The organism is Buttiauxella noackiae (assembly GCF_000737905.1).
Taxonomy (GTDB): domain Bacteria; phylum Pseudomonadota; class Gammaproteobacteria; order Enterobacterales; family Enterobacteriaceae; genus Buttiauxella; species Buttiauxella noackiae.
On record NZ_JPRU01000001.1, the window covers coordinates 1209550 to 1221335 of the forward strand.

Sequence of the window (11786 nt, forward strand, 5' to 3'; positions counted from 1 at the left end):
ACCGGTAAAAAAATGCCGACCTTCCGGTCGGCAGATTTCGTACACTCCTGTCGTGTGGCGGCTTTCGCCTTTCCCGACCTACAAATCCGTATGGTTTTTGTAGGGTGGATAAGCGTTAAGCGCCATCCACCGAAGCCGTTTTTCTATCAAATGCCCTTAACCGGTAATGCAGCCGGATTCAACTCAACCGTTTTGTAGCTATCAACCCATGAAGAATAACGCTGCGGGTTAGACCAGACACGGTAATGCAAACGAGACATGGTGACCGGATCGCTTAGCAATACCAGGCGGCGATCGCGGTTTAGTTTGTCCGGCGTTTCGTTCAGTGCCTGTTCAACGTGGCGATCGCGAGCGATTTCCAGCACCTGGCTTGCACGGTGACGCGCAGTTGCCATTGCGGTTGTCAGGGCGTTAAACGACGGATTAAACACCGCGTGCATAAAGCCATCATCCAGCGTACGGCTACGGTTCAGTTTCAGGTAGTTGTCGGTATCAACCAGAACCTGCGGAGGCGAATACTCTTCCGGAATCAGGAACAACTTCCAGCGTTTGGTACGCAAACCGATGGTCGCGCGGCTCGAAATCACCGACACAAACGGCGACAGAATAAGCGAGAACACGATTGGCGCAAGCCAGAATAGGAAGCGTAAATCCAGCCACGCCATGCCGACCGCCCACACCAGGCCCAGCAGAAGCTGAGAACCGTGGCGCATAAACGCTTCGCCCCATGGGGTTGAGTCGTCATCACGCTGCGGAGAGTTCCATACCACTTCCCAGCCGAGGAACGCGCTGACCACGAACACGGTGTGGAACAGCATACGCACCGGAGCCAGCAGCACGGAGAACAGCACTTCCAATAACAAGGAAGCCGTCACACGGAAGAAGCCGCCGAACTCTTTCGAACCTTTGCACCAAATCAGGATGATGCTCAGCAGTTTAGGCAGGAACAACAACACCATGGTGGAGGCAAACAAGGCAATCGCTAACTCTGGACGCCACTGCGGCCACACCGGGAACAACTGGCGCGGTTGCAGGAAGTATTGCGGTTCTGTCAGCGCATGCACCACCTGCAAGGCAGTTGATAATGCGAGGAACATAAACCACAACGGCGCAGACAAGTAAGACATAACGCCCGTCAGGAACACAGCGCGGTGAACCGGGTGCATACCTTTTACCAGGAACAGACGGAAGTTCATCAAGTTACCGTGGCACCAACGGCGGTCACGCTTGAGTTCATCGAGCAAGTTCGGCGGCAGCTCTTCATAAGAACCAGGCAGATCATAGGCAATCCACACCCCCCAACCCGCACGGCGCATAAGTGCCGCTTCCACGAAGTCGTGAGAAAGGATAGAACCTGCGAAAGAACCCTCACCTGGCAGCGGTGCTAACGCACAGTGCTCGATGAATGGCTTAACGCGGATAATCGCGTTATGCCCCCAGTAGTGCGATTCACCCAATTGCCAGAAGTGCAGACCCGCAGTAAACAGTGGCCCGTACACACGTGTCGCAAACTGCTGGCAACGCGCGTAAAGAGTGTCCATGCCCGACGCTTTTGGTGAAGACTGAATGATGCCCGCATTCGGGTTAGCATTCATCAGACGCACCAGGTTAGTCAGACAGTCACCGCTCATGACGGAGTCAGCATCCAACACCACCATGTAGCTGTACTGATTACCCCAACGACGGCAGAAGTCATCGATGTTGCCGCTTTTACGCTTCACGCGACGACGACGACGACGGTAGAAAATCTGCCCTTCGCCCTGCACTTCGTTGATGAGTTCCATCCACGCTTTCTGCTCGGCAACACAGATATCCGGGTTGTAGCTGTCGCTTAAGATGTAAACGTCGAAATGCTGCTGTTGGCCGGTTGCTTTTACCGATTCCCACGTCGCGCGCAGACCCGCAAATACGCGGTCTACGTCTTCGTTACAGATAGGCATAATCAACGCGGTACGATGCGCCGGGTCGATTGGTTCATCACCCACTGTTGAGGCAGAGATACTGTATTTATCTTTGCCCATCAGTAGCTGAAGGAAACCCATCAGCGCGGTCCAGAAACCAGCTGAAACCCAACAGAACAGAATCGCAAACAGGATAAGAATGCCGGTTTGCAGCACATACGGCAGAAGCTGCATGAAGGACACCCAAAGATCCTGGCCGAACATGTCGGAAGGATTGATCAGTGCCCAACCCTGGTAAGGAAGAATAGTCTTCATGTACCAGGTCGCTACGACAGTCTGAGAAATGGTCAGCAGCAGCAGAATGTAACGGCGGATAGTCCCGACGGTACGCCATTTCTGCTCGGCTTCGGCCTCTTCTTTCGACATATAGCGAGGATTAACTTCGCGCCCGCGCAGACGGTCCCAGAAGCGACCAATTGGGTTGGTGCGCCATGGGTCCGGGAACATAGAGGCACGCGTTGCTTTTGGCATCGCCTGCAACTGAGTGCGCCCTTCTTCGTCCTTAATTAACTGTTCACCGCCCAACGATCCAGGCCAGCTCGCTTCGAGCCGGGCCTTTACCGAGGCTAAAGGGGAATCATCGGCTCTGTCATAGTGCTGCTCTTGCGCGCCAAGCGCCTCGTGCACCGCTTGCAAATCCGATGCAGGAAGAGCCGCCTTCTGCTCAGCAGAAAGCGGGAGTGCATCAATATAATCAGACGCAGTATCAGTAAACTTATTCATTGGCAGGTAGCTGGTAGCTCCAGGTTTCACTCAACGTTTGATCACCATTGACCAGCGCTGCACGCATTTCAGTCGGTTTCTTCTCATCTTTAACTTTCAGACGTACCGTCAAACGCCAGCCTTTAGTGACCGGGTTGTAACGTACCTGGCTGTCAACGATTTCACCATTGTCACCAATGCTGGTTTGAGCTGTTACCGGCGTATCTTGCGGCAGTTTTTTCATGTCTGTGCCAACGAAGTCCAACACAAACGCGATCGTGCCATCAGGCTGGCGAATCAGGTTCGACTGCTTCACATCACCGGTTGAGCGGCGAGTCTGCGCAACGTATGCGTTATCTGGCGCATGCATTTTGTCTTCATCACGGCTGAAGGTAATGGTGTACTTAAAGTTCATCTCTTTGCCAGGTTCCGGGAGTTGATCCGGAGTCCAGTAAGCAACGATGTTGTCGTTAGTTTCATCGTTGGTTGGAATTTCAACCAGCTCGACGCGACCTTTACCCCAATCACCTTGCGGCGCAACCCATGCACTTGGGCGCTGATCGTAACGATCGTCAAGGTCTTCAAAGCGAGAGAACTGACGGCCACGTTGCAGCAAACCAAAGCCAACTGGGTTTTCGGTCGCAAACGAGCTCACCGCCAGATGTTTCGGGTTATTGAGCGGACGCCAAATCCATTCACCGTTACCGGCATGGATAGACAGACCGTTGGAATCATGTAATTCCGGGCGGAAGTTGGTGCTTGGTGACGGCTGATTTGGCCCAAACAGGAACATACTGGTCAGCGGAGCCACGCCCAGTTTGCCAACTTTATCGCGCAGATAAACTTTTGACTGTACGTTCACCACTGTGTCGCGCCCTGGGGTAATCACAAAGCGATACGCACCGGTTGCACGCGGGGAATCGAGCAACGCGTAAAGGGTCAGCGTTTTGTCGCCAGTTTTCGGGCGTTCAATCCAATACTCACGGAAACGTGGGAACTCTTCGCCAGATGGCAAAGCGGTATCAATAGCCAAACCACGAGCAGACAGGCCATAAACCTGACCTGAGCCAATCACACGGAAGTAACTCGCCCCGAGCATGCTGACAATTTCGTCGTTCTTATCTTTGCTGTTGATCGGATAGAGCACTTTGAAACCGGCGAAGCCGAGATCTTTCACGGTGTCTTTATCGTGTTTCACATCACCGAAATTAAAGTAATCCGGGTTGTATTTGATCTTATGAACCGCAGTTGCCGTCACTTCATTGATAGCAACAGGGGTGTCGAAGTACATACCCTGATGATAAAACTCAAGCTTAAATGGGGTCTTTAACTTGCTCCAGTAGGCTTTGTCGTGATTGAACTGGATCTGCTGGTAATCCGCATATTTCATGTCGCGGAAGAGCGAAGGCAGATTGCTTTTCGGTGCTTCGTAGCTTTTGCCCGCTAATGTTTTCGCTTGTTTTGCGACATCATCGATGTTGAAGGCCCAAACTGAGGTGGTATAAAGTGACAGCATTACTGCAGCACCGAGCCCACATACTTTCATCATTTTTAGTTTATGTTTCATATTAACCAGCACATCCCCCTTTGTGTGCTTAAATCAATCCAATCCATTTTAATGGAAACTTCTGCTTTCCGACAACCAATTACCCGCATTGTTCAGCGCGGCGGCTCAGCCTTTAAGCAAAAAAAGACAACTGCTTACGCTTTCAGCATCCATCCAGGAGACAGGATGTCATGGTTAGTGTAGGGTTGCCACGGAATTGATACCGTTCGGGACTTTAAGCCTATTGGGATATGTTCTTAAGGATAAGGCGATTCGTCCGATAATGTTTGGAGTATTATGAGTAACGCACCACAACAACGCGAGTTTTTCCTGGATTCTATCAGGGCCTGGCTAATGCTTTTAGGCATCCCGTTTCATATCTCGCTCATTTATTCAAGCCATCACTGGCACGTCAACAGCGCCGAAGCCTCGTGGGGTTTAACTCTATTTAATGACTTTATTCACGCCTTTCGCATGCAGGTGTTTTTTGTCATTTCAGGTTATTTCTCTTACATGCTCTTTTTGCGCTACCCGCTTAAACGCTGGTGGAAGGTGCGTGTAGAACGGGTCGGCATCCCGATGCTCACCGCGATACCCTTGCTCACACTGCCGCAATTTTTAATGCTGCAACACGTTAATGACAAAGCCAAAAATTGGCCCGGCCTGACACCTTATGAAAAATACAACACCCTGGTGTGGGAGCTGGTTTCTCATTTGTGGTTCTTGTTAGTGATGGTAGTACTTACAACCGTATGTTTATTTTTGTTTCAACAGATGAAAGCACGCATGGCTGTTTCAGCAGAAAATAGTCCATCTTCTATTACTTTAGGAAAACTCTCAGTCGCTTTCCTGGGGTTTGGTATTTTATATGGCGTTATTCGCCGTACTATTTTTATTATTTACTCACCGATATTAAGTGATGGATTATTTAACTTCGTCGTCATGCAAACGCTGTTTTATCTACCCTTCTTCCTGCTGGGGGCTCTGGTGTTTGTACGCCCACAGTTAAAAGCGCTATTTACCACACCGTCTCCATGGTGTGCGGTAGGGGCAGCACTGGCATTTTGCGCCTATCTGCTTAACCAACGTTACGGTAGCGGCGATGCCTGGATGTACGAAACCGAGAGTGTGATTACCATGGTGCTGGGTTTGTGGATGGTTAACGTGGTGTTCTCACTGGGTCATAAGCTACTGAATTTCCATTCAAAACGTGTCACCTACTTTGTGAATGCTTCACTGTTTATTTATCTGGTACACCACCCATTGACGCTATTCTTTGGCGCATACATCACTCCGCATATCGCTTCAAATGCGCTGGGCTTTATCACCGGGTTAGTTTTTGTGGTGGGAATCGCCGTGATTCTTTATGAAATTCACCTGCGCATTCCATTGCTGCGTTTCCTGTTTTCCGGCAAGCCGCAGAATATCGCAGTGAAAGTGACGAGTTAACTCTCCGGAAACTCAAAATAATTCGAGTTGCAGCCAGGCGGCAAGGGAACAACAAATCTGTCAGGAACAGATTTGAACAGCGCTTGCGCTGGCCCGAAGGGTGAGCCTCATGGACGAGGCTCATCAATCCCCAGGAGCTTACTTAAGTAAGTGACTGGGGTTTGTGAGTGCAGCCAACAACGCTGCAGCTCGAAGTATGAAGAGTTTTAGAGTAGCCACTCAATAGGCAAGCGATACACCAATCTCACCAACACCCGCTGCCAAAAGCGGGTGTGCGGCTCTTTCTTCCAGACAATCTCTTTGCCTTCACTGTGTTCCACCCAATTCACCCGCCCCCACTTATCCAGACGCAGCGCCCAGGCATTCTCTTTCTGGCTTTGGGTAAAACGTTGGTGAATATCCTGTGCCAGCGCCTCACTTTCAATCACAAAACCCATCTCGGTATTGAGCATTGCGGAACGCGGGTCAAAATTAAAAGAGCCGATAAACACTTTTTGTTTATCCACACTAAACGTTTTGGCATGCAGGCTGGAGCCTGAATTCCCCGTTAAGCCACGGTCATGGGGTCTGCGCTGGCCATCCTGTTCGGGCTTTAACTCATAAAGCTCGACCCCGTGACGCATCAGTTTTTTACGCCAACGCGCATAACCAGCATGAACTACCGCCACATCATTGGCGGCAAGTGAGTTCGTCAGGATGGCTATTTTTACCCCTTTACGCACAAGACCTAAGATTTGCGCGATACCCGCGCGAGTTGGCACAAAATAGGCTGAGATAATGTCTATCTCACGCTCTGGCATGCCAATCACATTCATCAGACGTTGCGGCAGTAACGTGTGGTTGCGCGCTCTGCCCTGCCCCTTGCGCGGGTCATCACTGAGTAAGCGTGTTTTCGCCCAGTACATTTCCAGCGTGCGGGCGACCAGGTCGGTCGCAAACTGGCTGGTTGTCAGTCGGTCAAGATAGCGACGCGCCGTCGGGTCATCACGCCAGTTATCTGGAAGTTGTACCCGCTGCTGTAAAGCATCTGTATCAACATCCAGCACCTTTTCAAGCGTCGAGACACACTGGCTGTTCCAGTAGCGCTCAAAATCCTGGCTAACATCCTCAACAACCGGGCCGATGGCCAGCACATCTAAGTCTGAAAACAGCGGTTGTTTACCCACACCAAAGTAAGCGTCCCCCACATTTCGACCGCCAATAATCGTGGTTTCACCGTCAACAGTGAATGATTTGTTGTGCATACGGCGGTTAAGCCTGGCAAAGTCGGTCAGATAACCAATGGCGCGAAACAGGCGGAATGAAAAGGGATTAAAAAGGCGAATTTCTATCTGAGGATGGGCGTTCAGAAGCGCTAACGTATCATCAAGGCCGTTGGTGTTGTTATCGTCAAGCAACAGTCTGACTTTCACTCCGCGATCTGCCGCCGCCAGTAGCGCGCTAAACATTAGCCGCCCGGACATATCATCCTGCCAAATGTAATACTGCACATCGAGGGTTTTCTCCGCCATGCCGCACAGCAGATAGCGCGCCGTAAACGCATCCAGGCTATCCGCGAGCGGATGTATACCGCTAAGCCCAGGATGCTCACTTGTCGCAGGAGAAATCGCCCTTCCGAGGCGCGTTGCGTGATCGTTCTTCACATTAGAGTTGGGCAAGTAGTTGCTCGTAAATATGGGTGTTTTCGTCGTCAAAACAGACAAAAACCACCTGTTCAGGTAATGGGCGCAGACCGATATAACGGTAGACGGTATCAACGGCTATTTTTGCTGCCAGCTCTTTCGGATAACCATACGCACCGGTGCTGATCGCCGGGAACGCAATCGTGCGATAGCTATTAGCTGCCGCTAAATCGAGGCTATTGCGGTAGGTCTGTTCAAGTAATTCAGCTTCATTTTTTTCACCACCGTGCCACACCGGACCAACCGCGTGAATCACAGCTTTAACCGGAATATTTCCTGCTTCGGTAATCACCGCATGTCCTGGTGCACATTCGCCGTGATGTTGGCGAATAACCTGGCAGGCAGCCAATAACGCAGGCCCGGCAGCCCGATGAATAGCACCATCAACACCGCCACCTCCCATCAGGGATGGATTCGCCGCATTGACTATCACGTCAACCTCAACGCGGGTGATATCACCTTGTATCACCGACATTCTTTCACTCATTGGGAAATCTCCAGTTAGTCTTTGATCGTAGTCTAAACTTAGCGAACAGCAGACGTATATCACTTCGTAAGGATTTCTCAATATCACCTAAGTTCTGATTTTTTCTCATTTACTACAAAAAAGTTCCAATACACCTGAAGCACTTTTTATTTGCAGGCGCACCTGAGCAAGGCGCTTTTGCCGCAAAAATGAGATCTGAAATGTGCACGTAAACATTCCAGTAGCTACTTCATTTTCAGGAGAGGTTCTATGGCTAGTGAAGCGCAAAAAGTCGGGCTGGTCCCGGTGATGTTAATGGTGGCAGGCAATATCATGGGTTCCGGGGTTTTCCTACTCCCGGCAAACCTTGCAGCAACCGGCGGGATTGCCATTTTTGGTTGGATGGTGACGATTATCGGCGCGCTGTCGTTGTCGATGGTGTATGCCAAAATGTCGTCTCTCGATGACAGCCCCGGTGGTTCTTATGCGTACGCGCGGCGGGCCTTTGGCCCGTTCCTCGGTTATCAAACCAACCTGCTTTACTGGCTGGCCTGCTGGATTGGTAACGTCGCCATGGTGGTTATCGGCGTCGGCTACCTAAGTTATTTCTTCCCGATGTTAAACCAGCCCTGGCCACTGACCGTCACCTGTATTGCCATTCTGTGGCTGTTCGTAGGCCTTAATATCATCGGCCCGAAAATGATCACCCGCGTGCAGGCGGTCGCCACTATTCTGGCGCTGATCCCAATAGTCGCCGTCGCGGTTTTAGGCTGGTTCTGGTTTAAAAGTGATACCTACATGGAAGCCTGGAACGTCAGCGGTAAGGGGACGTTTGGTGCTATCCAGAGCACGCTGAGCGTGACGCTGTGGTCATTCATCGGCGTTGAAAGTGCGTCAGTCGCCGCAGCGGTAGTAAAAAATCCCAAACGCAACGTGCCTATCGCGACTATCGGCGGGGTGTTGATCGCCGCAGTTTGCTACGTGCTTTCCAGCACCGCGATTATGGGCATGATCCCCAACGCCGAGCTGAAAGTTTCTGCCTCGCCGTTTGGTGATGCGGCGCGTATGGCGCTGGGACCGATGGCCGGGGCGATTGTTTCATTTTGTGCCGCCGCTGGTTGTTTGGGCAGCCTTGGAGGCTGGACGCTACTGGCCGGGCAAACGGCAAAAGCCGCCGCCGATGACGGGTTATTCCCACCAATTTTTGCCAAAGTGAATAAAGACCAAACGCCGGTCTACGGCCTGCTGATTGTTGGCGTCCTGATGACCCTCTTCCAGCTCGCCAGTATCTCCCCGGATGCCACCTCGCAGTTTGCCGTTGTCTCATCGGTATCCGTTATCTTTACGCTAGTGCCTTATATCTACACCTGCGCGGCGTTAATGCTGGTCGGCCAGGGGCATATGGGCAACCAACGCCTGCCGTTCCTGTTCATCACGCTGATCGCTTTTGTTTACTGTATCTGGGCCGTCGTCGGGTCCGGCGCCTCGGAAGTGATGTGGTCGTTCGTTGCGATTATGGTGATTACTGCGATGTATACCATTAACTATAACCGTCGCCATAAAAACCCCTACCCGCTGGATAAACCTGTGGTTAACGACTAACTGGAGATCGCTATGCTTGATTTAGGCACCCATCAAAAACGCAAAATCCTGGTGGTCGACAGCAGTATCCAGGACGTTAACACCGCCAACGGGCGCGCAGTCTCAGAGCTAATTGAAGCGCTGGAAGAGAACAATTTTGCCGTGATTTCAGCGGCAACATTTGAAGATGGTATCGCAACGGTGACATCCGATGCCTCGCTGTGCTGCATCTTTGTTGACTGGACTTCCGGTGGCAACGACGACGCCTCCCACAGCCAGGCGTTCGCGCTATTGCAAACTATTCGCCGACGCAACAAGAGCGTGCCGGTGCTGCTGATGGCCGAGCACTCTTGCGTGGATACGCTGACGCTCGATTCAATGCGCCTGGTGAATGAGTTCGTCTGGATGCACGAAGATACTGCCGAATTTATTGCTGCTCGAGCGCGTTCGTTAATCCAGCGCTATTACGAGCAACTACTCCCTCCATTCACCCGGGCGCTGTTTAATTACACATTGGAAAACCCGGAATATTCGTGGGCAGCACCGGGGCATCAGGGTGGCGTGGCCTTTACCAAATCGGCAGTGGGGCGAGAGTTTCTCGATTTCTTTGGCGAGAATTTATTCCGCACCGATACCGGTATTGAACGCGCAGCCATGGGCTCGCTGCTGGACCACAGCGGGCCAATTAAAGCCTCAGAAACTTATGCCGCAGAAGTATTTGGCGCGCACCGGAGTTACTCGGTTTTAAACGGCACGTCCGGTTCGAACCGCGCCATTATGCAGGCGGTGGTTGGCGAACTGGAAATCGCGCTCTGCGACCGCAACTGCCATAAATCCATCGAGCAAGGGTTAGTGATGACCGGCGCACTGCCGGTCTATTTTGTGCCGACACGCAACCGCTTTGGCATAATCGGGCCTATTCCCAAACGGCAATTTACCCCCGAAAGTATTCGTGCGGCGATTGACGCCAACCCGTTAAAACATGAAGTTGTCAGCGATAAACCTGTGTATGCGGTGGTCACCAATTGCACCTACGACGGCATGTGTTACCACGCGGAAGCGGCGCAAGAACTGCTGGCGCAAAGCGTTGACCAGATTCACTTTGATGAAGCCTGGTATGCTTATGCTCGTTTCAACCCAATGTACAAAGGCCGCTTTGCGATGCGCGGTGACCCCAAAGATTTCGACAGCAACGGGCCGACGGTTTTTGCCACACATTCCACACACAAACTGCTGGCAGCGCTGTCGCAGTCGTCTTACATCCATATCCGTAACGGCAAAAAACCGGTCGAACATTCGCGCTTTAATGAGTCTTACATGTTGCAGGCCACCACCTCGCCGCTGTACGCCATAATTGCCTCCAATGAAATTGGCGCGGCGATGATGGACGGCGGCCAGGGTGAGGCGCTGACGCAAGAAGTGATTGTCGAAGCGGTGGATTTCCGCCTCGCACTGGCAAAAGTGCATGCGGCGTTTGCCAAAAAAGGTGAATGGTTCTTCTCGCCGTGGAACGCCCCCACTATCACCGATGCTTCCGGTGCGCAAGTGCCGTTTGCCAAGGCTTCGCGGGAACAGCTCACCACGGATCCGTCCTGCTGGACACTAAAGCCGGGCGATAAATGGCACGGCTTTGAGCAACTGGAAGATGAGTGGTGTTTACTTGATCCGATTAAAGCCGGGATTCTGGCGCCGGGCATGGGCGATGATGGCAACTTACTGGAGTCAGGCATTCCTGCCGCGATGGTGACAGCATACCTTGGCGAGCGCGGCATTGTGCCTTCGCGTACTACCGATTTTATGGTGCTGTGCCTGTTCTCCATCGGCGTAACAAAAGGCAAATGGGGCACGCTGATTAACGTGTTGCTGGAGTTTAAAGATGACTACGACAACAACACGCAGCTCAAACGCTGCTTGCCCGATCTTATCAGTGCTGATGCCGCGCGTTATGCGGGAATGGGGCTAAAAGATCTGTGCGATGAGATGTTTAACTACATGAAAACCAGCCAGATGGACAAACTACAGGCGGAGGCGTTCGGTAATATTCCGGTGCCGGTAACACGCCCGCGCATTGCCTTCCAACAACATATGGCAGGCAAAGCAGACCATTTACCTATCGACCAATTACCGAACCGTATTTCTGCAGTCGGCGTAATTCCCTACCCTCCGGGCATTCCAATTGTAATGCCGGGTGAAAGCTTCGGTGCAGCGGACGGTCCATGGCTGAAATACATCCGTAGTATTGCCCAGTGGGGAGAGAAATTCCCCGGTTTTGAGAAAGAGCTGGAAGGTGCCGAACTTATCGATGGGGTTTATCACATCTGGGCATTGAAGGAGTAAAAGAACGGTGGATGTGTAGCGGTGGATGGCGCTTCGCTTATCCACCCTACAACAGCCTTTGG

The 11786-nt window shown here is 51.8% G+C and carries 7 protein-coding genes; 3 read left to right on the forward strand and 4 right to left on the reverse strand.

Translation table 11 applies throughout. The annotated features are described in order from the left end of the window. Positions 1 to 146 precede the first annotated feature (146 nt). Both mdoH and mdoG read right to left on the reverse strand, forming a co-directional pair. Positions 147 to 2684, reverse strand: a complete 2538-nt coding sequence (mdoH, locus tag IX31_RS05570) for a glucans biosynthesis glucosyltransferase MdoH (protein WP_034456220.1) — start codon at positions 2682 to 2684, stop codon at positions 147 to 149. Next, a complete protein-coding gene (gene mdoG / locus IX31_RS05575) occupies positions 2677 to 4212 on the reverse strand; it encodes a glucans biosynthesis protein MdoG (protein WP_122974003.1) in 1536 nt (511 codons plus the stop codon). Before mdoG ends, mdoH begins: the two co-directional genes overlap by 8 nt. Before the next feature lie 294 nt (positions 4213 to 4506). On the opposite strand from mdoG, the gene mdoC reads away from it, so the two are divergent. Next, complete coding sequence (gene mdoC, locus IX31_RS05580) at positions 4507 to 5658, forward strand: glucans biosynthesis protein MdoC (RefSeq protein ID WP_034456223.1); 1152 nt, start codon at positions 4507 to 4509, stop codon at positions 5656 to 5658. Positions 5659 to 5864: 206 nt separating this feature from the next. Here mdoC and IX31_RS05585 read toward each other — a convergent pair whose 3' ends face one another. Together IX31_RS05585 and ymdB are read right to left on the reverse strand one after the other, a co-directional pair. Then, entirely contained in the window at positions 5865 to 7352 is a 1488-nt protein-coding gene (locus IX31_RS05585) for a phospholipase D family protein (RefSeq protein ID WP_081908626.1), read from the reverse strand. Next, positions 7303 to 7827, reverse strand: a complete 525-nt coding sequence (gene ymdB / locus IX31_RS05590; RefSeq protein ID WP_034456224.1) for an O-acetyl-ADP-ribose deacetylase — start codon at positions 7825 to 7827, stop codon at positions 7303 to 7305. Before ymdB ends, IX31_RS05585 begins: the two co-directional genes overlap by 50 nt. A 249-nt stretch (positions 7828 to 8076) precedes the next feature. Between ymdB and adiC the strand changes: the two genes are divergently transcribed. Both adiC and IX31_RS05600 read left to right on the forward strand, forming a co-directional pair. Then, a complete protein-coding gene (adiC, locus tag IX31_RS05595; RefSeq protein WP_034456226.1) occupies positions 8077 to 9408 on the forward strand; it encodes an arginine/agmatine antiporter in 1332 nt (443 codons plus the stop codon). A gap of 12 nt (positions 9409 to 9420) precedes the next feature. After that, positions 9421 to 11724, forward strand: coding sequence for an Orn/Lys/Arg family decarboxylase (locus IX31_RS05600; RefSeq protein ID WP_034456228.1), 2304 nt, complete (start codon positions 9421 to 9423; stop codon positions 11722 to 11724). Positions 11725 to 11786: the final 62 nt, after the last annotated feature.

Excerpts from the sequence above, each read along its gene's own strand:
- mdoH (WP_034456220.1), bottom strand. The coding sequence starts at position 2,684 with ATGAATAAGTTTACTGATACTGCGTCTGATTATATTGATGCACTCCCG.
- mdoG (WP_122974003.1), bottom strand. The coding sequence starts at position 4,212 with ATGATGAAAGTATGTGGGCTCGGTGCTGCAGTAATGCTGTCACTTTAT.
- mdoC (WP_034456223.1), top strand. The coding sequence starts at position 4,507 with ATGAGTAACGCACCACAACAACGCGAGTTTTTCCTGGATTCTATCAGG.
- ymdB (WP_034456224.1), bottom strand. The coding sequence starts at position 7,827 with ATGAGTGAAAGAATGTCGGTGATACAAGGTGATATCACCCGCGTTGAG.
- adiC (WP_034456226.1), top strand. The coding sequence starts at position 8,077 with ATGGCTAGTGAAGCGCAAAAAGTCGGGCTGGTCCCGGTGATGTTAATG.
- IX31_RS05600 (WP_034456228.1), top strand. The coding sequence starts at position 9,421 with ATGCTTGATTTAGGCACCCATCAAAAACGCAAAATCCTGGTGGTCGAC.